The 22686-nt window shown below is 73.9% G+C and carries 18 protein-coding genes and 1 riboswitch; of the genes, 9 read left to right on the forward strand and 9 right to left on the reverse strand.

The genetic code is table 11. From position 1 onward, the window contains the following. Nucleotides 1–26 precede the first annotated feature (26 nt). The 7 genes from AB0873_RS02380 to AB0873_RS02410 all read right to left on the reverse strand — a co-directional run bounded on the left by AB0873_RS02380 (nucleotide 27) and on the right by AB0873_RS02410 (nucleotide 8679). A complete protein-coding gene (locus AB0873_RS02380; RefSeq protein WP_366598095.1) occupies nucleotides 27–2345 on the reverse strand; it encodes an AAA family ATPase in 2319 nt (772 codons plus the stop codon). Nucleotides 2346–2421: 76 nt separating this feature from the next. Next, nucleotides 2422–3069 carry a hypothetical protein gene (locus AB0873_RS02385; RefSeq protein WP_366598096.1) on the reverse strand — a complete coding sequence of 216 codons (648 nt, stop codon included), beginning with the start codon at nucleotides 3067–3069 and terminating at the stop codon, nucleotides 2422–2424. Nucleotides 3070–3114: 45 nt separating this feature from the next. Next, nucleotides 3115–3873, reverse strand: coding sequence for an ATP/GTP-binding protein (locus AB0873_RS02390; RefSeq protein ID WP_366598098.1), 759 nt, complete (start codon nucleotides 3871–3873; stop codon nucleotides 3115–3117). Further along, on the reverse strand, nucleotides 3851–4324 hold the full coding sequence (locus AB0873_RS02395) for a DUF742 domain-containing protein (RefSeq protein ID WP_366598099.1): 474 nt from the start codon (nucleotides 4322–4324) through the stop codon (nucleotides 3851–3853). The genes AB0873_RS02390 and AB0873_RS02395 overlap by 23 nt, the downstream gene beginning before the upstream one ends. Then, nucleotides 4321–4791, reverse strand: a complete 471-nt coding sequence (locus tag AB0873_RS02400) for a roadblock/LC7 domain-containing protein (protein ID WP_155330019.1) — start codon at nucleotides 4789–4791, stop codon at nucleotides 4321–4323. Before AB0873_RS02400 ends, AB0873_RS02395 begins: the two co-directional genes overlap by 4 nt. Then, nucleotides 4788–7517, reverse strand: a complete 2730-nt coding sequence (locus AB0873_RS02405) for a nitrate- and nitrite sensing domain-containing protein (protein WP_366598100.1) — start codon at nucleotides 7515–7517, stop codon at nucleotides 4788–4790. Before AB0873_RS02405 ends, AB0873_RS02400 begins: the two co-directional genes overlap by 4 nt. Next, nucleotides 7504–8679 (reverse strand): hypothetical protein, encoded by a 1176-nt coding sequence (locus AB0873_RS02410; protein ID WP_366598101.1) that lies wholly within the window; start codon nucleotides 8677–8679, stop codon nucleotides 7504–7506. The genes AB0873_RS02405 and AB0873_RS02410 overlap by 14 nt, the downstream gene beginning before the upstream one ends. 375 nt (nucleotides 8680–9054) lie before the next feature. Here AB0873_RS02410 and AB0873_RS02415 point away from each other — a divergent pair, with 375 nt between their 5' ends. Further along, nucleotides 9055–11922: an alpha/beta fold hydrolase gene (locus tag AB0873_RS02415; RefSeq protein WP_366598102.1), complete on the forward strand. Its 2868-nt coding sequence runs from the start codon at nucleotides 9055–9057 to the stop codon at nucleotides 11920–11922. Continuing rightward, entirely contained in the window at nucleotides 11922–12815 is an 894-nt protein-coding gene (locus AB0873_RS02420; RefSeq protein ID WP_366598103.1) for an ABC transporter permease subunit, read from the forward strand. Before AB0873_RS02415 ends, AB0873_RS02420 begins: the two co-directional genes overlap by 1 nt. A gap of 225 nt (nucleotides 12816–13040) precedes the next feature. On the opposite strand, the gene AB0873_RS02425 is transcribed toward AB0873_RS02420, so the two are convergent. Then, a complete protein-coding gene (locus tag AB0873_RS02425; protein ID WP_366598104.1) occupies nucleotides 13041–13286 on the reverse strand; it encodes a hypothetical protein in 246 nt (81 codons plus the stop codon). A 323-nt stretch (nucleotides 13287–13609) separates the two neighbouring features. On the opposite strand from AB0873_RS02425, the gene AB0873_RS02430 reads away from it, so the two are divergent. The 4 genes from AB0873_RS02430 to paaN all read left to right on the forward strand — a co-directional run bounded on the left by AB0873_RS02430 (nucleotide 13610) and on the right by paaN (nucleotide 18440). Next, a complete protein-coding gene (locus tag AB0873_RS02430) occupies nucleotides 13610–13834 on the forward strand; it encodes a winged helix-turn-helix domain-containing protein (protein WP_366598105.1) in 225 nt (74 codons plus the stop codon). Between the two features lie 144 nt (nucleotides 13835–13978). After that, nucleotides 13979–14114: riboswitch (SAM riboswitch) on the forward strand. A 10-nt stretch (nucleotides 14115–14124) separates the two neighbouring features. Next, the gene (thrC, locus tag AB0873_RS02435; RefSeq protein WP_366598106.1) at nucleotides 14125–15411 is read left to right on the forward strand and encodes a threonine synthase; all 1287 of its coding nucleotides are present in this window, start codon (nucleotides 14125–14127) and stop codon (nucleotides 15409–15411) included. A 283-nt stretch (nucleotides 15412–15694) separates the two neighbouring features. Beyond that, complete coding sequence (locus AB0873_RS02440; RefSeq protein ID WP_366598107.1) at nucleotides 15695–16714, forward strand: GNAT family N-acetyltransferase; 1020 nt, start codon at nucleotides 15695–15697, stop codon at nucleotides 16712–16714. Nucleotides 16715–16766: 52 nt separating this feature from the next. Further along, nucleotides 16767–18440 carry a phenylacetic acid degradation protein PaaN gene (gene paaN, locus AB0873_RS02445; protein WP_366598108.1) on the forward strand — a complete coding sequence of 558 codons (1674 nt, stop codon included), beginning with the start codon at nucleotides 16767–16769 and terminating at the stop codon, nucleotides 18438–18440. 65 nt (nucleotides 18441–18505) lie between these two features. On the opposite strand, the gene AB0873_RS02450 is transcribed toward paaN, so the two are convergent. Further along, complete coding sequence (locus AB0873_RS02450; RefSeq protein WP_155330030.1) at nucleotides 18506–19051, reverse strand: GNAT family N-acetyltransferase; 546 nt, start codon at nucleotides 19049–19051, stop codon at nucleotides 18506–18508. A gap of 212 nt (nucleotides 19052–19263) precedes the next feature. Between AB0873_RS02450 and AB0873_RS02455 the strand changes: the two genes are divergently transcribed. The 3 genes from AB0873_RS02455 (at nucleotide 19264) to groL (ending at nucleotide 22682) form a co-directional block, all read left to right on the forward strand. Next, entirely contained in the window at nucleotides 19264–19467 is a 204-nt protein-coding gene (locus AB0873_RS02455) for a cold-shock protein (protein ID WP_067305333.1), read from the forward strand. Between the two features lie 437 nt (nucleotides 19468–19904). Next, complete coding sequence (locus tag AB0873_RS02460) at nucleotides 19905–20783, forward strand: hypothetical protein (RefSeq protein WP_366598109.1); 879 nt, start codon at nucleotides 19905–19907, stop codon at nucleotides 20781–20783. Between the two features lie 276 nt (nucleotides 20784–21059). Then, nucleotides 21060–22682 carry a chaperonin GroEL gene (gene groL, locus AB0873_RS02465; protein WP_155330032.1) on the forward strand — a complete coding sequence of 541 codons (1623 nt, stop codon included), beginning with the start codon at nucleotides 21060–21062 and terminating at the stop codon, nucleotides 22680–22682. Nucleotides 22683–22686: the final 4 nt, after the last annotated feature.

Consider the following 22686-nt stretch of genomic DNA (forward strand, 5'->3'; position numbering starts at 1 on the left):
GCAGCCCGGATCGGTCCCTCGCCGGATCAACCAGCGTGCTTCTCGGCGTACCCGGCCAGCCAGGCGACCTGGGCCGGGTCCAGCGAGGGGCGGACGCGGGACCGGGCGGTCGCCACGTGGGCCGCCGTGACCGTGGCCGCGGCCAGCGACTCGCGCATCGCGGCCAGCGCCGCCTCCCGGACCAGCGCCGCGCAGTCCGCCGCGGAGAAGCCGTCCAGTTCCTCGGCGAGGGCGGCGAGGTCCACGTCGGGTGCGAGCGGCACGGTCCGGGACGCGGCCCGCAGGATCGCCGCCCGGGCCGGCCCGTCGGGTGGCGGAACGTAGACCAGCCGCTCCAGCCGGCCGGGGCGCAGCAGGGCCGGGTCCACCAGGTCGGGCCGGTTGGTCGCACCGACCACCACCACGTTGCGCAGCGCCTCCACGCCGTCCAACTCGGTGAGCAGGGCGGCCACCACGCGGTCGGTCGTGCCGCCGTCGGTGGCCTGACCGCGTACCGGCGCGAGCGCATCCACCTCGTCGAGGAAGACCAGCGTCGGCGCGGCCTCCCGGGCGCGGCGGAACAGTTCGCGGACGGCGCGCTCACTCTCGCCCACCCACTTCGACAGCAGCTCCGCGCCCTTGACCGACAGCACGTTCGCCCGGCCCGTACCGGCCAGCGCGGTCACCAGGTAGGTCTTGCCGCACCCCGGCGGCCCGTAGAGCAGCACCCCGCGCGGCGGCTGCACGCCGAGCCGCGCGAACGTGTCCGGATACGTCAGCGGCCACAGCACCGACTCGGTCAACGTCTGCTTGACCTCGACCAGGTCGCCCACGTCGTCGAGGGTGACCGACGCCAGTTCCAGCGTGGACGCCGCCATCGTCGTCGGGCGGACCACCTCCAGCGCGGCGACGAAGTCGCCCATCGCCACCGTCGGGCGGTCCACCGCCTTCTGCCGCAGCGCCGCCCGCACGCCGGCCTCGCGCACCAGCGCGGCCAGGTCCGCGGCGACGAATCCGGGGGTGCGCGCGGCGACCTCGTCGAGCCGGACGTCCTCGGCGAGCGGCACCTGACGGGTCAGCACGCTCAACTGCTCCCGGCGGAGAGCGGCGTCCGGCAGCGGCACGCCGATCCGCAGGGAGAGCAGGTCCGGAGCGCGCAGGGCCGGGTCGACGGCCTCGGGGCGGCCGGTCGTGCACACCACCGCCGCGCCGGCCGCGACGGTCTCGGCGACGACCTGCCGGAACACGGTGGCCACCGGGCCAGGCGCGTCGGCCGGCGCGAGCGCCTCGACGTCGGTGACCAGCAGCACCGCCGGGCCGTCCGCCCGTACGTCGGCGGCGGCGGCGCGCAGCCGCTCGGCCGCCGCCGCGTTGGTCAGCGCGGCCAGCTCGGGCCCCCAGAGCGGCCGCACCCGCGCCCGCACCCGGGCGGCGACCGCACGTACCAGCGCCGACTTCCCGGAGCCGGCCGGGCCGTCGACCAGCACTCCGAGGGACACCGTGGTGCCGAGCCGCCGGAGCACCTCGCGGTGGTGGAAGCCGAGGTCGAGCAGCTCGCCCAACTCCTCGGCCTGCGCCCGTAACCCGGGCAACTCGTCCACCGACGGCGCCTCCGCGGCAACCTCCGCCCCTGCGGCCGCCCGGGTCGCGTCCGCGCCGCCCGCCGTGGTCGCGCCGCGCGCTGTCCCGGACAGAGTGGCGTCCGGAGCGGGGGAGGCCACTCCCTCCCGGGAAGTGCGCGGATCGTGGTCGCGGGCAACGGTGGTCGGGATGGCCGCGGAGCCGTGGGTGGCCGCGCCGTGCTCCCAAGCGACCAGCGTGTCCATGGTGACCAGTGCGGCCGTCTCCGGCTCGGCGGTGACGACCGTGAGCAGCGTGCTGGTCCAGGCGTACCCCACCCGGTTGGACAGGCTGTTCCGGGCCGCCTCGACGAGGCTGCGCACCGAGGCGTCGGGCAGCACGTCCTGCGGGAGGAGCGACACGTCGTCCCCGGCGGTGACCACCTTGCCGAGCAGCGCGAGCCGGAGCATCTCCGGGGAGACCGCCGCGACCACCGGTGCCGGACCGGCCAGCACCACCCGGTGCGCGGCGGTGACCGGCGTCGGGCGGACGCTCACCTGGCTCCCGTCGCGTACCCCGAGGTTGCCCAGCATCAGGTCGTCGGCGTGGAGGAGCCCCGGGCCGGCACCCCGCTCGGCCGCCGCGACGATCCCGGCGGTCACCCGCCGGCCGGTGAGCCGGACCGGGTCACCGGGGCGCAACCCGAGCGCGGTGAGCGCCTCCGGGTGCAGCCGCACGATGCCGCGTCGGGCGTCCAGCGCGGCCGGCCGCAGGCTGGCGGTCAGGGTGAGCTCCGATTCCCCCACCAGCCGAACCCTAGCCGGTGCGGGGAAATGTGCCCTGCCGGCGCGTACCGCGGCGGAAGCGCCCACGGGCCTTTCGCTAGCGCCCCGGGTCGAGGTCGGTCAGCAGCGACGGGTCGCGGCGGATCAGTTCGGCGAGCCGGGCCGCCGGGTCGGGTCGCACGCCGGCCGCCCCGGACGACCGGTCCGGCTCGGTCCGCGCCGACAGCGGCCACGCCGGAGGGGGCTCGACCGCGGGCTCCGCGCCGACCGTCACGTTCCCGTCCGACCAGGCAACCCGCAGCGGGTACGCCGCACCGCCGTGCTCCACCCGCAGCGTGACCGCCAGATCCGGGTGCCGGGCGACGATCCGGCGAACCGCCTCGGCGACCTCCTCGACCGGGTCCGGGTCGGGTGTCTCGGCCCGGTGCTGGCCGGCCGACCAGCCGGTCGGGTCCGCCCACCACGCCGCCGGCTGGTCGGGGGCGGGCGCCTCGCCCCGCCGTACCCCCGCGTCCCGGTGGCTCGACCACCCCGGTCCGGCGTTCCGGCCGGGATCACCGCGCCCGGCGTCCCTCCGCTCGCCGTCGCCGCTCCCGGTGTCGCCGCGCGCAACCTCCCGGCGGCCCGCCTCCGCGTCGGGCAGCCGGCCGGTGTCCCCGTCCGCCCCCGGGTCGGCGCCCCGCCGCCGCAGCGCTTCCTCGCGCCGGGCCAGCCGGGCCAGTGTCTCGTCCAGTCCACCCCTCATCACGACCACCCCTCATCGTGGAAACGGGCCTGACCGCCCGTCGGTTCAGCTCCCCCTCGCCCGGTTGGCCCGGTCCAGCGCCCGGTTCAGGACGACGAGCAGGGCGTCCCGCACCGAAAGCCGGTCCCGGGCGTCGAACCGCACCAGCGGCACGTGGTCCCCGACGGCCAGCGCCCACCGGATCGCGGCGAGGTCGTGCGCCACCCGCCCGTCGAACGCGTTGACGCCGACCACGAAGGGCAGCCCGGCCCGTTCGAAGAAGTCGATCGCCGGATGGCAGTCGTCCAGGCGGCTGCTGTCCACGACGACGAGCGCGCCGAGCGCGCCGTGGGCCAGGTCGTCCCACATGAACCCGAACCGCGCCTGGCCCGGCGTGCCGAACAGGTACAGCTTGAGACTGCGGTCGATCGTGACGCAGCCGAAGTCCATGGCCACGGTGGTCGTCGTCTTCCCGGAGCGCCCGCCGGGGTCGTCGACACCGATCGCGGCGCTGGTCATCTCCGCCTCGGTCGTCAGCGGGGCGATCTCGGAGATCGAGCCCACCGTGGTGGTCTTGCCGACACCGAACCCGCCGGCGATGAGGATCTTCACCGGGACCGGCGGTGCGACCCGGGGCGCCGCGTCGGGCGGGGCGGCCGCACCGGGTTCCACCGGCGGCCGGTACGGCGGTGGAACCGGCGCGGCCACCCCCCGGGCGGCGGGCGGGTGTGTCGCCGACGGGCCGCCGTACCGGGCGGCGGCGCTGTTCGCGGCGAGCCCGTCCAGCGGGGTGACCGGCCAGTCAGGAGATCGCACGGAGTCCATCAATCACTCGCAGGATGATGTCGGGGTCGAGGGCGTCGTCGGCGTTGACGTGCACGTCGAGGTGGCCGGCGGCACGCAGGTCACCGACCAGGACCCGGGCCACACCGAAGTGCATCCGGGTCCGGGCGGAGATCTCCGCCACCGAGATCGGCGAGCCGCAGAGCGCGACGATCGCCTGGTGCTCCGGTGCCAGCCGGGCGACCGGAGTCGTCCGGTCCGTGACCGGCCGGGCGGTCACCTGGGTCTCCAGCCCGATCGCCGGATCCCCGCCGGTCACCCGCCCCGCCGTGAGCACGAACGGGCGGGGACCCGACGGATCGTCCGGTTCCGGCTCGGCGGTCGCCGCCGGTACGGGCACCGCCGCCGGCTCGCCGGCCGGGGCGGCTGCCCGCAGGTAGGGGCGGATCCGGACCACGGGGTCCGGTTCCTCGCCGGCGACGTCGGGGATCACTGCTGGACGGAGTTCTTCAGTTCGGCGATCAGGCGGGGGGTGAGCGCGCCACCGGCGCGACCGGCGAAGAGCGTCATCTCGTACGCGACGGTGCCCAGGTTCGCCGACCGGTCGGCGACGACGCCGAGCACCGAACCGCTGCTGATGGCGCTGATCAACAGGTAGCCCTCGGCCATGTCGACGACCACCCGGTTCAGCCCGCCGAGGGCGTACCAGCTCGCGGCTCCGCCGGCGAGGCTGGTCATGCCGGAGACCACGGCGGCGAGCCGTTCGGCGTTGGACCGGTCCTTGATCGCGGACATGGCCATCAGCAGCCCGTCCGAGGAGACCGCGATCGCCTCCAGGACCCCCGCGGTGCTGGAGGTGAAGGAGTCCAGCAGCCAGTTGAAGGTGCGGGCCTCCGGGCTGAGGTCCGTCCCCGGGTGGGTCGGCTGGTCGACGTTGTCGTGCAGGAAGGGGCTGGTCACCGTGATGATCCCTCTTCGTCGAAGCGGTCTGGACTGACTTCACGCAGAGCGCGGGCGACGCCCGCCTCGAACTTGGTGATGCGGTCGCGGACCTCGGCCGGGTCACCGGGGCCCTGGTCGGTCGACGGGCGGGACGCGGCGGCGGGCAGGTTCGCGCCGGGCACCCGCCGCGTGAGCCGGGGCCGTCCGGGTGCCGGGTCGGCTGCGGACCCGTCGTAGGCGGGCGGTGAAACGGTTCCGGCCAGCTCAGCCCGGCGTACGCCGGCCTCGACGGCTTCGACGAGGTCCCGGGCGGCGGCCGGGTCCGCGCCGGTGGCGTCGACCGGCCCGACCCGGGGCCCGGCCGGCGGCAGGCTCGCCCCCGGCACCCGCTGCCGGATTCCCGGCACGAGAGACGCCGGGAATCCGGTCGTACCGGTCGGAACTGTGGGCGTGACCGCGGGGCCGGGCGGGGGAGCGCCCGGCCCCGCGGGGACCGGTCGGCGGGGCAGCCCGTCGACGGTGCTCCCGGGCGCGGTGATCTCCAGGTACGCCGTCGGGCCGTTCGCCGTCGTCGGGGTGCCCGCCGCCGTCGGAGGTGCTGCCGCGGTCGGGCCGGCCGCCGCCGTCGGGTCGGCGGCGGGCGTCGTGCCCGCGGTGGAGGGCCCGGCTGCGGTGGGCGGGTGCGTCTCCGGGACGGTGAACGCGTCCCAGGAAGGGCCCGCCGTCATCGTCCGGGTGGCCCGGCTGAGCAGTGCCGGGTCGAAGCCGGACGGCGGCGGCGGGCCGGCAAGGGCGGCCACCGCGCCCCGGGACGGGAGGGCGGGAGCGGCGGGGGAGCGCCGGTCCCGGTCCGGGACGGTCGCCCGCGCCACCGTGGCACCGGCCCGGTCCCGCCGGAGCACCAGGGAGGCCGGCGGGATCTCCAGTTGGGCGGTGACGCCGCCGCCGGCGGTCGCCGCGAGGCGGACCGCCCAGCCGTGCCGCCGGGCCAGCCGGCCCACGACGAAGAGCCCGAGCACCTCGGTGGGGGCGAGGTCCAGCCGTTCGCGCCGGGCCAGCCGGGCGTTCTCCTCGAGAAGCCGCTCCTCGGTCATCCCGATGCCCCGGTCCACCACGCTGAGCCGGACCCCGACGCCGGCGCGTTCACCGGCGACGACCACCCGGGTGTGCGGCGGGGAGAAGACGGTGGCGTTCTCCATCAGTTCGGCGAGGGCCAGGACGAGGTCCCCGACCGTGCCCGGCGACACCGAGACCCCGTCCGGGACCTGGACGTCCACCCGGGTGTAGTCCTCGATCTCGCCGAGCGCCAGCCGGACCACGTCGGCCAGCGGCACCGGCACGACGTGCCGGTCGTCGCCGGTGGAGCCGGAGAGCACGACCAGGCTGCCCGCGTTGCGGCGCAGGCGGCTGGAGATGTGGTCGAGCCGGTACAGGTGCTCCAGCCGGTCCGGGTCGGTCTCCTGCCGTTCGAGCCGGTCGATCAGGGCGATCTGCCGGCCGACGAGGTTCTGCGTACGGCGCCCGACGTGCCCGAACATCTGCGCCACGTTGCGCCGGCCGGCCACCTGGCGCTCCACCAGCCGGGCGGCGGTGGTCTGCACCCGCTCGAAGGCGCGGGCCAGGTCGCCGATCTCGTCGCGGGCCCGGACGTCCACCGGGTCGAGCCGGACCGCCTGGACGCTCTCGGACTCGTCGTCGGCGACCCGGGTCAGCTCGGCCTCGGCGACCCGGGCGACCCGGTCCGCCGAGCGGGTGAGCCGACTCAGTGGCCGGGCGACGGTCCGCGCGACCGCCACGCTGAGCAGCACCACCAGGGTGAGCACCAGCACCGCCCCGCCGCCGACCAGGTACGCGACGGTCAGCGCCCGGCGCTGCTCGTCGGTCACCTGGGCGATGACGTCCGCGACGATCTTCTTCTCCACGAACTGCCCGAGGGTGATCATCGAGCGGGCCGAGGGGAAGAGCGCGTCCAGCGGTACGTCCTGCACCGCGCCGGCCGGGTCGAGCGGGCTCGCGGTGAGGAAGTCGGGGCTGGTCCGGGCGGCCACCGCCGCGTCGTTGAGCATCGCCAGCTGGTACTGCTCCGGGGTGATCAGGCTGCGGAACCGCCGGTTGTCCACCTGGAGGGCGGCCATGCAGGCCACGTAGCCGGTGATCGCCGCCGGATCGTTGGTCGCCTTCACCAGCACGATTAGCGTGGCGCAGGCGCCGAGCCCTTCGTCGGCGCGGAGCAGCCCGTCCAGGGCCAGCACCTGCCGGCCGGCGGAGGTGTTCGTGTCCACGGTGAAGGGGAGGCGCAGCGCGTCGATGAGGGCCCGGTTGACCGGGCCGTACGAGTCCATGACCCGGCCGGGGGTGGCGGTCCCGGCGAGTACCGCGGCCCGCAGGTCGGTGAGCGTACGGACGCCGTCGAGCGCGGCGGCGACCCGGGGCGGCAGCGCGTCGCCCCGGGTGGACCGCAGGTCGGCGACCCGGTCGTCGACGGCGGCCGACTTCTGCACCAGTTCCGCGCGGGGCACCCGGCCGAGCAGCAGACCGACCGAGAGGATCCGCTCCTGTTGCAGGTCCTGCACGAGGCTGCCGATCCGACTGGCCACGCGTACCCGGTCGGCGATGTCGGCGGCCCGCTGGGCGGCGGCGACCCGGTCGAGCACCACCGGGACCGCCAGGCCCACCACGGTGAGCAGCGGAATGACCACCAGCAGGGCGAGCCTGCCCCGGATCCGGAGCCTACCGAGCAGCATCGAACGGCCCCCACTGCGCGGGTTGCGGCTCGCGGGCCGGGCCGGCCGGCTGGAACGGGCGGACCTCGTCGGGCCGCCCGGCCGGCGGCTGCCAGCCGTCGGCGGCCGGCGGGGCGGCCGGTCGGTCCGTCGCGCGCCGGGCGTCGGCGGCCCGGCGGTACGCGGCGAGCAGCGCCAGCGCCAGCACGACCAGCAGGACGACGCCGGCCGCGGCGGCGGCCACCGCGAGCCGGCGGTCGTGGTCGAGCGCGTCGAGCCGGTCGGCGAGCAGCGCGTCGAGTTCGTCGAGGATGACCGGTTGCAGTTGGCCGGCGGCGGCCTGGGCCGCGGACCGGGCGGCGGCGAGCCGCGGACCGTCCACGGCGCCGGTGGCGCCGGTGGGCGTGGAGTACGCGGCGAGCGCCTCCACCGACCGCTGGTAGATGTCCAGTGGAGTGAGCACGTTGGCGCCGAGGTCGGTGCTCTCCGAGCTGTCAACGGCCGCCCGCAGGTCAGCCACCAGGGCGCCGGCGGGCGCGAGCGCGGCGACCCGGACGGCCGCGAGTTCGGCCACGGTCGGGGCCTGCCGGTCGGCCGGCCGGCGGGCGGCGAGCACGGTCAGGTCGGCGAGGCGTCCGGCCGCGACGATGGCCTCGGGCAGTTTTTCGCCGACGCCGGCCTGGAGGAAGAAGGAGTCCGACGCCGGGTCGCGTACCAGGCCGGAGGTTTCGCGGACCTTGCGGTGCAGGGCCAGCAGCAGGTCGGTGACCTCTCCGTACGCGGCGTACGCGGCCTCCGGGTCGGCCGGTCGCCGGTCCCGGAGTGCCTCGATCTTGGCCCGCAGGCCGGCCCAGCGTTCGCGGCTGCGCAGTTCGTCGCCGATGCGCGCGTCCACCGCTGCGGCGGTCCCGACCGCGCGGGTGAGTGCGTCGCCGGACACCGGCCGGCCGGTGACGGTGGCCGTCTGGGCGTCCACCAGCGCGTCGGTCACCGGGGCGAGCGCCCGCAGGTACTCGACGCCGAGACGCTCGGTGACGACCAGGCGCCGGTCGCCGTCGGTGGAGCGCCAGGACTGGCCGAAGAGGACGGCCAGCGGTGCGAGCAGCGTCAGCACCAGCAGCATCGGCAGCAGGCGGCCGGCGGGGGAGGGGCGCCGACGGGCCCGCGGCGCGGGGACGGTCATGGTCCTGTTCCTCCGGCGGAGGCGAGGGGCGGGGGCCGGCGCCGGGATCGACGTCCTAGTCCCATGCACCGGACCCGGAAACTAACCGACGCTCCGCGCACCCTTCCCGTCGTCAATCAGTCAGTTTCGCGTCACCTAGCGCAAAGTGACGTGCGGTTGGCCGTACCGGCACCCTCCGTGTGATCTACCGGAGCGATCTGGCATGATCAGCGCTTTTTCGGCTGAAGATCCGAATTCACGTGATCCGAATTCATCTCGCTGGATGGACCGGCCCCGACGCGGTCGCCCCGAGCCCGTCACGCCGATCGGGACAACCGGACGAACGTACGGAGGATCTCAGGCAACGCTCAGGATCCGGGCCGTACCGTGTGCCGCATGAGATCGCCGTTCTCGGCCGCGCGGATCCGGCGTGCCCGCCCCACCCGCCGGCGCGCGGTGGCCGCCGCGGCGGTCGTCGTCCTGCTCGCCGCAGGCGTGGCCTGGGCCGTCCGGCCGCAGGGGCCGGATCTGCGCACCGAGTCGGCGCTGCTCACCGTCCGGTCCGGACCGTCCGGCGACGAGCCGGTCGACCTGGACACCACGCTCTACCTGCCGGAGGGGGCGTCCGCCGGCGCGAAGGTGCCGGCGGTGCTGCTCGCGCACGGCTTCGGCGGCACGAAGGAGTCGGTACGCGCCGACGCCGAGGAGATCGCCGGCCGGGGGTACGCCGTGCTCGCCTGGACGGCCCGCGGCTTCGGGCGCAGCGGCGGGCAGATCCACCTGGACCACCCCGACTACGAGGTACGCGACGCGCAGCGGCTGCTGGACTGGCTCGCCGCCCGACCGGAGATCCGCACCGACGCCACCGGCGACCCGAGGGTCGGCGTGGTGGGCGGCTCGTACGGCGGCGGCCTGGCGCTGCTGCTCGCCGCCCAGGACCGGCGGGTCGACGCGATCGTCCCCATGATCACCTGGAACGACCTCTCCCGCGCGTTCCTGCCGGAGAGCACCGGCCGGGAGCCGGTCGAGGGCGTGTTCAAGAAGAGCTGGGCGGGACTGTTCTTCGGCGGCGGCGGGAACGTCGGCTCCGGGCCGGCCGGCATCTCCGGGACGACCGCTGCCCAGCCGGAGGGCGCGCCCGCCTCGGCCGGGCCGCCCAGCCCCGGCCCGACGGCCGGCCCCGGGACCGGCCCGGGTCGCGTCCCGGCCCGCGCCGCCGACCCGGCGTGCGGGCGGTTCGCCCCCGACGTCTGCGCCGCGTACCTGCGGATCGCCACCACCGGGCGGGCCGACCAGGCGGGCGTGGACCTGCTGCGCCGGTCCAGTCCCGCCGGCGTCCTCGACCGGATCGACGTGCCGACCCTGCTGGTGCAGGGCGCGGCGGACAGCCTCTTCCCGCTCGCCGAGGCCGACGCCAACGCGCGGGGGATCGCCGCGAACGGCACCCCGGTGCGGGTCGCCTGGTACACCGGCGGTCACGACGGCGGGGAGGGGCCGACCACCGACTCGGACCGGGTGAAGTTCCTGACCGTGCAGTGGCTCGACCACTACGTCGAGGGCACCGGCCCGGCGCCGGGCGACGACTTCACCTTCTCCCGGATCGCCGGGTTCGACGCCCTCGACCGGGGGCTGGTCGCCAGCGGCTACCGCACGACCGACTACCCCGGGATCACCGGCACCGGCCGGCGTGAGGTGGTGGTGGCCGGCCCGCCGCAGCGGATCGCCAACCCGCCGGCGGGCAACCCGGCCGCGATCTCCTCGGTGCCGTTCGCCGGCGAACTCTCCTCGCTGCTGGGCGGGGTCGCCGGTGACATCCCCGGCCAGCACGCCCGCTTCGAGTCCGCCCCGCTGCCCGAGGCGGTGGACGTGGTGGGCGCGCCGACCGTGTCGGTCCGCGCCGCGTCCCCGACCGGCGAGGCGGTGCTCTTCGTCAAGCTCTACGACGTCGACCCCAGCGGCGCGGCCACCCTGCCCAACGGGCTGGTCGCGCCGGTCCGGCTCACCGGGCTCCCGCCGGCCGTCGAGGACGCCGCGCCGGTCACCGTCACCCTGCCGGCGATCGTCCGCCGGATCGAGGCCGGGCACCGGCTGCGGCTGGTGGTGGCGACCTCCGACCAGGCGTACGCCACGCCGGTCGAGCCCACCGTGCACACCGTGGCCCTCGGCGGGGGTGCGGTCGCGCTGCCCACGGTCACCGGCGAGCCGATCCCCACCACGGCCACCGTCTGGCGCTGGGTCCTCGCCGGCCTGCTCGCCGCGATCGCGGTCGGGCTCGTCGTGCTCGTCGCCGTCCTCCGCCGCCGGCACCGCCGCCAGGAGAGCAGCGTCCACCCGGCGTACGCGGACACGCCGCTGGTCGTCCGGGAACTCCGCAAGGAGTACGCGGACGGCTTCGTCGCGGTCTCCAACGTGGACTTCGAGGTGCACCCGGGGCAGGTCGTTGGCCTCCTCGGCCCGAACGGCGCCGGCAAGACCACCACCCTGCGGGTGCTGATGGGGCTGACCCAGCCCACCGCCGGGGAGATCTACGTGTTCGGGCACCGGCTGGTGCCCGGCTCGCCGGTGCTGTCCCGGATCGGCGCGCTGGTCGAGGGGCCCGGCTTCCTGCCGCACCTGTCCGGCCTGGACAACCTGAAGGCGTACTGGCGGGCGACCGGCCGGCCCTGGGACGACGCGCACTTCGACGAGGCGCTGGAGATCGCCGGGCTGGGCGCGTCCGTGCACCGGAAGATCAAGACGTACAGCCACGGCATGAAGCAGCGGCTCGCCATCGCGCAGGCCATGCTCGGCCTGCCGGAGCTGCTGGTCCTCGACGAGCCGACCGACGGGCTCGATCCGCCGCAGATCGCCGAGATGCGCCGGGTCCTCCAGCGGTACGCCACCGGCGGGCGCGCGGTGCTGGTCTCCAGCCACCTGCTCGCCGAGGTGGAGCAGACCTGCACCCACGCCGTCGTGGTGAACAAGGGCCGGATCGTCGCGTCCGGTCCGGTCGAGGAGATCGTCGGCGAGTCGCCGAGCGTCCTCGTCGAGGTGACCGACCCGGACGCCGCGCGGGCCGTACTGGACCGCCTGGCGGGCGTCCGGGTGCTTCCCGACGGTGACGGCCAGCTCGTCGTGGACACCAACGGCACCGCCCGTAGCGAGGTGGTGGCCGAGCTGGTCCGGGCCGGCATCGGGGTGGACCGGGTGGTGCCCCGGCGCCGCCTGGAGGACGCGTTCCTCGCTCTGGTCGGCGAGAACTCTCGGGGAAGCGGGGACCGGTGATGGTCGGTACGTCGTCCAAAAGTGGTGCCGGCGGCGCGGCGTCCGGTGCCGCGGCGGGCTACCGTCCGTCGGCCACCCTGCCGTTCGTCGCCGAGTTCCGGCGGCAGGCGTCGCGGCGGCGTACGCAGCTCGCGCTCGGCTTCATGGTGCTGCTGCCGCTGATCATCCTGATCGCGTTCCAGTTCGACTCGGGCGACGACGACGACAACGGGCGCGGCGAGTTCGGCAGCCTGATCGAGTTCGCCACCACCGGAGGGCTGAACTTCACCCTGTTCACCATCTTCGTCTCGGCGTCGTTCCTGCTGGTGGTCGTGGTGGCGCTGTTCTGCGGTGACACCGTGGCGAGCGAGGCGAGCTGGGGAAGCCTGCGCTACCTGCTCGCCGTGCCGGTGCCCCGGGCCCGGCTGCTCGCGGTGAAGCTGCTGGTCGCGCTCGCGTACTCGGCCCTGGCCCTGCTGCTGCTCGCCTTCACCGCCCTGCTGCTGGGCACCCTGCGCTACGGGTGGGAGCCACTGCGCAGCACCGTCGCCGCCCAGCTGGAGCCGGGCGAGGGGCTGCTGCGGCTGCTGGCGGTGCTCGGGTACCTGGCGGTCGTACTCCTCGTGGTGGCCGGCCTGGCGTTCCTGCTGTCGGTGTCGACGGACGCCGCGCTCGGCGCGGTCGGCGGCGCGGTGCTGCTGTGGATCCTGTCCAGCATCCTCGACCAGATCACCGCCCTCGGCGTGCTGCGCACCTTCCTGCCGACGCACTACAGCACCGCCTGGCTGGGACTGCTGTCGACGCCCGTGCAGACCGACGACGTGGTGCGCGGCTGTATCTCCGCGATCAGCTACGCGACCCTCTTCTGGGGCCTGGCCTTCTGGCGCTTCACCCGCAAGGACGTCGTGTCCTAGCCGGCACGGGGAGGCGCTTGGGCCCTGGAGGCTTATCGGACCAGACCGTCTCGATCCGGTCGGCACTTCATGTGTCCGTCGTCGGCCTCGCTGTCGCGTCCCTGGTCGCCCTTGTCCCGTGGTTCGCGGAGTTCGGTCTCATCCTCGGGTGGGCAGCGACCCTGATGTAACCCACGCAGGCGGGCCCGCCAGACTGGATGCTTTGGAGCTGAGTCGAATACGTAATCAGGCGGCCGGGCAGTCGCCGGGACGGTCGGCGCGGCGGGGGCAACGGGTGCCGCCAGGCAGGCGGTGGTCGCACCAGACGCGGGTACGCAGAAACTGGCGATCCTCCTCGCTCAGCGTTGCCTCGCCGAAGTCGAGGACGGTGACGTGCCCGAGCGAGTCGCGTAGCGCCTCGGCCAGCGTGATCGCCGCGTCCTGGCTGGTCAGCGTCGTGGGCAGGTGGATGATCCAGCGTGGCGCGTCCATCGCACTCCTCTTCGCTGGTCGGGGCGCCGAGGCGGGCGGGGGCGGACGGCAACCGCCCGGGTTGGCTGCCGTCCGGAGCCCGGCACCCGCCCCGGGCCAGCTCGTGGGTGTTGACCGACGTTCTTGAGCGCCGGGGCGACCGGCCGTGCCGCCCCGGCAACCCGGGCGTCCACCCGGGGTGAGCCGGTCCCGTTTGCCGACGAGGGCCGCCTCGCGGTCAACATATGATACTTAGTATCAGGAGAGCAAGAGCTGTGATGCCAGGAACTTGATGTCATAAGCGAGCGGTGGTCAGATGGTGGTGCCGACGAGGGAGCACCACCATGCCAGTGACGCCGTACTACGAGCGCATCGCCACCGAGATCCGGGACCGCATCCGGTCCGGTGACCTCAAGCCGGGGGACAAGTTGCCATCGATTTCCGAGCTGTGTGCCCATTACGGGGTTTCCACGCAGGTCATCCGCTCCGCGATGCTGATCCTGCGAGCCGAGGGCCTGGTGGAGGGCCATCAGGGACGCGGTGTCTACGTGCGGGAGCGGGGGGACTGAGGGGCCGATCGCACAGATGGATCAGCTCCAAAGCGCGCCAACCGCGGTCTTCGTCCCTGCGGAGTAGGTCACATCTGGCCACAGCGTGGGAACGGGCGGTGGACAGCCGGCTGGCGATGCTTAGACTCGGCGGCACAACTGCATACCTCATCCAGAGGGGCTGAGGGATACGGCCCGACGACGCCCCGGCAACCACCCCGCGCGCTCACCGCAGAGCGACCGGCGGGGCAGGTGCCAATTCCGTCCCCGCCGCAGAGCGCGACGCGGGGAAAGATGAGAGGAATCTCGACATGACGTCGACGCTCGCCGCCTCCGGCATCGACACCGCCGCCGGCCCCGCCCGCGCCCTGGTCTGCCGCGCCTGTTCGGCCCGCTACCCGCTCGCCGCCCAGCACGCCTGCTACGAGTGTTTCGGGCCGCTGGAGGTCGACTACGACGCCGCCGCCCTCGCCGCCGTCACCCGCGAGCAGATCGAGGCGGGCCCGCAGAACATCTGGCGGTACGCCGCGCTGCTCCCCGCCGGTCAGGACCCGGCCACCCGGGTCACCCTCGACCCCGGGCTGACCCCCCTGGTGGCCGCGCCGCACCTCGCCGCCGAGCTGGGCATCACCGCGCCGCTGTGGGTCAAGGACGACAGCGCCAACCCGACGCACTCCTTCAAGGACCGGGTGGTCTCGGTGGCGCTGACCGCCGCGCGGGCGCTCGGCTTCAGCCGGTTCGCCTGCGCCTCCACCGGCAACCTGGCCAACTCGGTCGCCGCGCACGCGGCCCGCGCCGGCGCGCCGTCGGTGGTCTTCATCCCCAGCGACCTGGAGCAGGGCAAGGTGATCACCACCGCCGTGTACGGGGGTGACCTGGTCGCCATCGACGGGTCGTACGACGACGTGAACCGGCTCTGCGGCGAGCTGGTGGAGACCGACGAGTTCGAGGACACGGCTTTCGTCAACGTGAACGTGCGCCCCTACTACGCCGAGGGGTCGAAGACGCTCGGGTACGAGGTGGCCGAGCAGCTCGGCTGGCGGATCCCCGCCCAGGTGGTGATCCCGATGGCCTCGGGCGAACTGCTGACGAAGATCGACAAGGCGTTCAGCGAACTCGTCGAGATCGGGCTGGTGGAGGCTCCGGCCGGCGGCTGGAAGGTGTTCGGCGCGCAGTCGGCCGGCTGCAACCCGATCGCCACCGCGCTGCACGCCGGCAGCGACACCGTCATCCCGGTCAAGCCGACCGGCATCGCGAAGTCGCTGAACATCGGCGACCCGGCCGCCGGCCTGTACGCCCTCGAAGCGGTCCGGCGCACCGGGGGCTGGATGGAGTACGTCGACGACGACGAGATCCGCGCCGGCATCCAGCTGCTCGCCCGGACCACCGGCGTCTTCGCCGAGACGGCCGGCGGGGTGACCGTGGCCGTGCTGCGCAAGCTCGTCGAGTCCGGCCGCCTCGACCCGGCCGCCGAGACGGTCGTCTTCAACACCGGCGAGGGCCTGAAGACACTCGACGCCGTCGCCGGCCAGGTCGGCCCCACCCACCGGATCAAGCCGTCCCTCCGCGCCGCCCGCGACGCCGGCCTCCTCGGCTGACCGATCACCGACGTGGGCGCGAATCACCCGAACGGGGGATCGGGCGATCCGCGCAGTAATCGGCTTTTCGCACTGAGTGCAGGAAACGTGCCGTCCAGGACTTGACGACAGCAACCGGGCGGCGCAAGATGCTCCGTGCGGGAGGGCGTTTCGCCGGAGACTTTGCGAAGTTCTTACGACCCAGCGCCGGAGGCGTTGTGCGATCGTCCCTCCCGACCACGTCCGATCGGGGCCGGCGGAAAACCGCTGGCCCCGATCGCGTTTTCGGCGCACGCTCGCTCCCATGAGCATCGCCGTCACCCCGTACGACGTCGCTGACCAGGCCGCGATCGACGAGGCACACCGGATCGCCTTCGCGGCCACCGCCGCCGACCAGCCCGACTTCCCGAACCAGACCCGGGACGAGTTCGCCGCGTACGCCCGCCACCCGATGCCGGGCTACGTCGTGACCCGCGCCCTGGCCCGGCTCGACGGCGTGGCGGCCGGGCACCTCGAAGTGCGGTTCCCGCAACTCGACAACACGGACAACGCCAGCGTGGACCTGGCCGTCCACCCGGAGCACCGGCGCCGGGGTGTGGGTCGGGCGCTGCTCGCGTACGCCGTCGACGTGGCCCGGGAGCACGGCCGCAAGCGGCTCTACTGCGACACCGTGGTGGCGCTGCCGGACGGGCCGGCGCGCCCGGAGGCCGGCGAAGCCTTCGCCGCGGCCGCCGGCGCCCACGCCGCCCTGGCCGAGGTTCGGCGCCGGCTGGACGTCACGGCGCTCGACCACGCCGCCCTGGACGCGCTGCTGGCCGGCGCACGCGCCCGCTCCACCGGCTACCGCGCGGTGGGCTGGCACGGTCCGGTCCCGGAGGAGTACGTCGCCGACGTCGCCCGGCTGGAGAGCCGGATGAACACCGACGCGCCGATCGGCGACCTGGCGCTGGAGGCGGAGAACATCGACGCCGGGCGGATCCGGGCGACCGAGGCGGCGCTGTCGGCCCGGGGACGGCGCACCTACCACTACGGCGCGGTGGACGAGGCGAGCGGCCGGCTGGTCGCCTGGACCATGGTCGACGTCAGCCCGGGCTCGCCGTGGCACGCCTGGCAGCAGACCACCATCGTCGACCCCGACCACCGGGGCCACCGCCTGGGCCTCCTCCTCAAGATCGAGAATCTCCGGTACGCGCTGGCGAACGAACCACAGCTCCGCGCCGTCGACACCTGGAACGCGGCGGTCAACCAGCACATGATCCGGATCAACGAGCAGATCGGCTTCCGGCCGGTCGACGGCTGGACGGACTGGCAGTTGACGATCTGAGTTGTGACACGCCACTACTGATCGTGCGGGTTTCTGTTGCATGATGGCGGGCATGACGGAGACCCCGCACCCCCTGTACGACCGGCACGCCGACACCCTCACCCGTGCGCTGACCGCCATCTCGGAACGCGGGTACTGGTCCGCCTACCCGGAGTCACCCAGCCCCCGGGTGTACGGCGAGACCGCCGCCGCCGACGGCAAGGCCGCCTTCGAGGTGTACCTCGGTCGCGACTTCCCCCTCGACCAGCCCGGCGACGGGAGCACGGTCGCCACCGAGGCCAGCCCGTTCGGTGTCGACCTGGGCGTCCGCTACCCGCACGCGGCGGGCGACCAGCTCGTCGCCGCGGCCACCGCCGCGCTGCCCACGTGGCGCGACGCCGGCCCGCAGGCCCGGGCGGGCGTGTGCCTGGAGATCCTCGACCGGCTGCACAAGAACGTGTTCGAGCTGGCCAACGCCGTGCAGTTCACCAGCGGCCAGGCGTTCGTGATGGCCTTCCAGGCCGGCGGCGCGCACGCCCTGGACCGCGCGTTGGAGGCGGTCGCGTACGCGTACGCGGAGATGACCCGGCACCCGGGGACGGCCGGCTGGGAGAAGGCGGCCGGCAAGGGTGACCCGCTGCGGATGACCAAGACCTTCCACGTCGTGCCGCGCGGCGTGGCGCTGGTGATCGGATGCAACACGTTCCCCACGTGGAACTCGTACCCCGGGCTCTTCGCCTCGCTGGTCACCGGTAACCCCGTCATCGTCAAGCCGCACCCGCGGGCGGTGCTGCCGCTCGCCGTCACCGTGAAGTACGCCCGGGAGGTGCTCGCCGAGGCCGGGTTCGACCCCAACCTGGTGCTACTGGCCCCCGAGGCGTCCGGCGAGAAGCTCGCCTCGACGCTGGCCCTCCACCCGTCCGTGAAGATCGTCGACTTCACCGGCTCCACCGAGTACGGCGACTGGCTGGAGGCCAACGCCCGGCAGGCGCAGGTCTACACGGAGAAGGCCGGCCTGAACACGGTGGTGGTCGACTCCACCGACGACTTCGCCGGGATGTGCCGCAACCTGGGCTTCACGCTGACCCTGTACAGCGGCCAGATGTGCACCACCTCGCAGAACATCCTGATCCCCCGGGACGGCATCGAGACCGACCAGGGGCACAAGAGCTTCGACGAGGTGGCCGGCGGCATCGCGGCGGCGGTCGGCAAACTCACCGCGGACCCGGCGCGCGGCGTCGAGCTGACCGGCGCGATCGTCAACGACGGGGTGCTGGAGCGCCTCGACGAGGTGACCAAGGTCGGCGAGCCGGTGCTGGAGTCGCGTACGGTCGAACACCCCGCCTTCCCCGGCGCGGTCGTGCGGACGCCGACCATCGTCAAGCTGGACGCGGGCGACACGGCGACCTACTCGCGGGAGTGGTTCGGGCCGATCTCCTTCGCCATCGCCACCGACTCCACCGCCCACAGCCTGGAGGTCCTGCGGTCCACCGTCGGTGAGAAGGGCGCGCTGACCGCAGCGGTCTACTCCCGGGACGAGGCCGTGCTGGACGCGGCCGAGGCGGCGGCGATCGAGGTCGGGGTGCACCTGTCGGCCAACCTGACCGGCGGCGTGTTCGTGAACCAGTCGGCGGCGTTCTCCGACTTCCACGGCAGCGGCGCCAACGCGGCGGCCAACGCCGCGCTGACGGACGGCGCGTACGTGGCCAACCGGTTCCGCGTCGTGCAGAGCCGCCGCCACGCCTGAGGTGCAAGGAAGGGCCCCTTCTTAACGCCTCAGGTAGTGGAAGGGGCCCTTCTTAACGCGCGCGCTCACGCCGGGCGGCGCATCTGGAGTTCGGTCAGGGTCGGGATCGTCGGGTGCGGGACGCGTACGCCGGTGTCGACGAAGCCCAGCCGCTGGTACGCCCGGTAGGCCCGGTCGTTGCCGACCACGACCTCCAGCATCAGCTCGCGGCGACCGCAGGCCCGTGACCAGCCGGCGACCGCGTCGATCAGGTCGGCGAGCAGGCCGGTGCCCCGCCAGGACGGGGTGACGTACACGGCGTAGACGACGGTGAGCCCGGGCTCCTCGGGTGCGACCGTGCCGCCCGCGTGCCCGACCAGACGGCCGCCCGGGTCGGCCACGAACTGGGCGGTGTCCGTGCCCGTGGACGTGTACGCGATCCGCGCCGCGTACTCGGCGTGCGGGCGGGCGGCCGCGTCGGCGATCGTCTCCAGGAAGGCGAGCGGTGCGTCGGCGAGCATCTCCAGCCGCAGTGCCCGCATCCGGGCGGCGTCGCGCGGCCGGACCCGCCGCACCCGCGCCCGTGCCATCGCCACCTGCCCCGGGCCGCGCCCGCCCGGAGTGCTCGTCATGCCGAATGCCTACCACAGCGAAGAACGGCAATGTGGAACGCTCGGAATATGCCCGATTTGTGGTCGTGCGCCGCCGTCACGCCTCGTGTAGCGTGCGATTTCGGTCACCGATTCAGCGGCCGTCGCCGCTCGCCGAACCGGTGCCGCCTCGCGGTCCGGCGCGCCCGGTCCCGGGGTGAGTGGGAACGCCGCGCAGAGTGAGGAAGTGCACCGTGGCACAGGGCACCGTGAAGTGGTTCAACTCCGAAAAGGGCTACGGCTTCATCGCCGTCGACGGCGGGCAGGACGTGTTCGTCCACTTCTCCGCCATCGAGATGGACGGCTACAAGGCGCTGGACGACGGCCAGCGGGTGGAGTTCGAGATCGCCCAGGGCCAGAAGGGGCCGCAGGCCGAGCGGGTGCGCGTCATCGCCTGAGCGGCCCCCAGCCCGACGGGGCGGACCGCCGGCCGTGATCCGCCGAGACCGCGGCCGGTCGGGGGGTGCGGTGCCGGCAGCACACCAGGGAAGATCATGAACCGTTCCAGCGCTCGCTGAGGAGGGTTCATTTGTCCGACCAGCCACCCCCGACCGTGCCGTCGCCAGCGCCCGGCGATCCCGACCCCGCGTCCGGTGCCACATCGGTGCCGCCCGCCTCGGATCCGACGGTGCCATCCGCGCCACCATCCGATCCGTGGGCCCCGGCCGCGCCGCCAACGAGCCCGTGGGCCCCGGCCGCGCCGCAACCGCAGTACGGGGACCCGGCCGCGTCGCCGCCGTACCCCGGCAGTCCGAAGGCGCCCCCGTACCCGTGGGGTCCCGCTGCCGGGCAGCCGTGGGGCCCGCCCGGCTATCCGGGTGCCCCGGCCTGGCCCGTGCCGCCGTACCCGGGTGGCGTCCTGCCCGGGTACGACCCGGCCGATCCACTGGTAACCCCGCCCGGCGGAGGCCTGGAGGGGTGGTTCAACCGCTGCGTCGGGGCCGTCCGGCGCGGCTGGCGCCTCCTCCTGCCGATCGTGCTGCTGACCCAGGTGCTGCCGGCCGCGTTGATCGCGATCCTCACGTACGCGGCCGACCCGAGTGCCGAGTGGGCGGCCGCCGGTACCGACGACCCGGCGGCGCTGCCCGACGGCTTCGGGGCGGACGTGGCCACCCTGTTCGCCGTCACCCTCGGGGCAGTGGTGGTCTTCGGCCTGGTGCAGAGCCTGGGTTGGGCGGCGGGCACCTGGGTGATCACCCGTCAAGCGGCCGGCGAGGGAGTCGGCCTCGCCGGTGCGCTCCGCTACGGCCTGCGTCGCGCCCTCGGCCTCTGGGGCTGGAGCCTGCTGATGGGGCTGCTCATCGGCATCGGCGTGTGCTTCTGTGTGCTGCCCGGTGTCTATCTCGCCTTCGCCCTGAGCCTGGCCGGGCCGGTGTACCTCTTCGAGCGGCAGGCGCCGATCGGCCGCTCGTTCCGGATGTTCCACGACCGCCTCGGGCTGGTGCTCGGCCGGGTGGTGCTGATCGCGGCCGTGGTGCTGATGGTGACGGTGGCGGCGGGCGTGATCGAGGCCGTGGCCGCGGCGCCGCTGGGCACCGCCCCGCTGGGGTCGCCGGGCACGGCGCTGGGGATCTTCGCCGTGGTGACCCTCACCGCGCTGCTGTCCCTTCCGGCCCACCTCGCCCAGCAGGTCGGGCTCGTCGTGACGTACGCCGAGCAGCGTGCTCATGAGGCGCCGGTGAACGCCGCGCGCCTGGCCGCCGAACTCGGCTGATCGGGGCGGTCGCGCTTGCACTCGGCAAGGGAGAGTGCTAAACAGGTCATTGGCACTCGCAGACCGTGAGTGCCAATGGTCGGGGCGGTAGGGCCACGGCCGCACGCGGAGTCGCGAGGCACCGGGTGCGGCACATGGCCGGTCGTCGCGGGCTATCCGGCCCGGCCGGCGGACGTCGTCGTCGCCAGGTGGCGACGTCCCAAGGTGCGTACACCAGACGGCCCATCCGGGGCACACACTCGGGTGGCCCGTGAGTGTCCAGGAGGACAACGCCGTATGGCCAAGATGATCGCGTTCGACGAGGAAGCTCGCCGCGGCCTCGAGCGGGGCATGAACCAGCTCGCCGACGCCGTGAAGGTGACCCTCGGCCCCAAGGGCCGCAACGTCGTGCTCGAGAAGAAGTGGGGCGCTCCCACCATCACCAACGATGGTGTGAGCATCGCCAAGGAGATCGAGCTCGAGGACCCGTACGAGAAGATCGGCGCCGAGCTGGTCAAGGAGGTCGCGAAGAAGACCGACGACGTCGCCGGTGACGGCACGACGACGGCGACCGTCCTGGCCCAGGCCCTGGTCCGCGAGGGCCTGCGCAACGTGGCCGCCGGTGCCAACCCGATGGCCCTGAAGCGGGGCATCGAGGCCGCGGTCGCGAGCGTCTCGGAGGAGCTGCTGAAGCTCGCCAAGGACGTCGAGACCAAGGAGCAGATCGCCTCCACCGCCTCCATCTCCGCTGGTGACACCAGCGTCGGCGAGATCATCGCCGAGGCGATGGACAAGGTCGGCAAGGAAGGCGTCATCACCGTCGAGGAGAGCAACACCTTCGGCCTGGAGCTGGAGCTCACCGAGGGTATGCGCTTCGACAAGGGCTACGTGTCGGCCTACTTCATGACCGACCCGGAGCGGATGGAGGCCGTCTTCGACGACCCCTACATCCTGATCGTCAACAGCAAGATCTCCTCGGTGAAGGACCTGCTCCCGATCCTGGAGAAGGTCATGCAGTCGGGCAAGCCGCTACTGATCATCGCCGAGGACATCGAGGGCGAGGCCCTGGCGACCCTGGTCGTCAACAAGGTCCGCGGCACCTTCAAGTCGGTCGCCGTCAAGGCGCCGGGCTTCGGTGACCGCCGCAAGGCCATGCTCGCCGACATCGCCATCCTCACCGGTGGCCAGGTCATCAGCGAGGAGGTCGGCCTCAAGCTCGACGCCGTCGGCCTCGACATGCTGGGCCGCGCCCGTAAGGTCGTGGTGACCAAGGACGAGACCACCATCGTCGACGGTGCCGGCGACGCCGAGCAGATCCAGGGCCGGGTCAACCAGATCCGGGCCGAGATCGAGAAGAGCGACTCCGACTACGACCGCGAGAAGCTGCAGGAGCGCCTGGCCAAGCTGGCCGGCGGTGTCGCGGTGATCAAGGTCGGCGCGGCCACCGAGGTCGAGCTGAAGGAGCGCAAGCACCGCATCGAGGACGCCGTCCGCAACGCGAAGGCCGCCGTCGAGGAGGGCATCGTCCCGGGTGGTGGCGTCGCGCTGGTGCAGGCCGGCAAGACCGCCTTCGACAAGCTGGACCTGACCGGTGACGAGGCGACCGGCGCCCAGATCGTCAAGATCGCGCTGGACGCCCCGCTGCGGCAGATCGCCGTCAACGCCGGCCTCGAGGGTGGCGTCGTCGTCGAGCACGTCCGCAACATCGAGGCGGGTCACGGCCTCAACGCCGCGACCGGCGAGTACGTGGACCTGCTGGCCGCGGGCATCATCGACCCGGCCAAGGTCACCCGGTCGGCGCTGCAGAACGCGTCGTCGATCGCGGCGCTCTTCCTCACCACCGAGGCCGTCGTGGCGGACAAGCCGGAGAAGACCCCGGCTGCCCCGGCCGGCCCGGGCGGCGGGGACATGGACTTCTGAGTCC

The organism is Micromonospora sp. NPDC047707 (assembly GCF_040704235.1).
Lineage (GTDB): Bacteria > Actinomycetota > Actinomycetes > Mycobacteriales > Micromonosporaceae > Micromonospora.

Excerpts from the sequence above, each read along its gene's own strand:
- AB0873_RS02385 (WP_366598096.1), bottom strand. The coding sequence starts at position 3,069 with ATGAGGGGTGGACTGGACGAGACACTGGCCCGGCTGGCCCGGCGCGAG.
- AB0873_RS02390 (WP_366598098.1), bottom strand. The coding sequence starts at position 3,873 with ATGGACTCCGTGCGATCTCCTGACTGGCCGGTCACCCCGCTGGACGGG.
- AB0873_RS02405 (WP_366598100.1), bottom strand. The coding sequence starts at position 7,517 with ATGCTGCTCGGTAGGCTCCGGATCCGGGGCAGGCTCGCCCTGCTGGTG.
- AB0873_RS02410 (WP_366598101.1), bottom strand. The coding sequence starts at position 8,679 with ATGACCGTCCCCGCGCCGCGGGCCCGTCGGCGCCCCTCCCCCGCCGGC.
- AB0873_RS02415 (WP_366598102.1), top strand. The coding sequence starts at position 9,055 with ATGAGATCGCCGTTCTCGGCCGCGCGGATCCGGCGTGCCCGCCCCACC.
- AB0873_RS02420 (WP_366598103.1), top strand. The coding sequence starts at position 11,922 with ATGGTCGGTACGTCGTCCAAAAGTGGTGCCGGCGGCGCGGCGTCCGGT.
- AB0873_RS02425 (WP_366598104.1), bottom strand. The coding sequence starts at position 13,286 with ATGGACGCGCCACGCTGGATCATCCACCTGCCCACGACGCTGACCAGC.
- AB0873_RS02430 (WP_366598105.1), top strand. The coding sequence starts at position 13,610 with ATGCCAGTGACGCCGTACTACGAGCGCATCGCCACCGAGATCCGGGAC.
- thrC (WP_366598106.1), top strand. The coding sequence starts at position 14,125 with ATGACGTCGACGCTCGCCGCCTCCGGCATCGACACCGCCGCCGGCCCC.
- AB0873_RS02440 (WP_366598107.1), top strand. The coding sequence starts at position 15,695 with ATGAGCATCGCCGTCACCCCGTACGACGTCGCTGACCAGGCCGCGATC.
- paaN (WP_366598108.1), top strand. The coding sequence starts at position 16,767 with ATGACGGAGACCCCGCACCCCCTGTACGACCGGCACGCCGACACCCTC.
- AB0873_RS02450 (WP_155330030.1), bottom strand. The coding sequence starts at position 19,051 with ATGACGAGCACTCCGGGCGGGCGCGGCCCGGGGCAGGTGGCGATGGCA.
- groL (WP_155330032.1), top strand. The coding sequence starts at position 21,060 with ATGGCCAAGATGATCGCGTTCGACGAGGAAGCTCGCCGCGGCCTCGAG.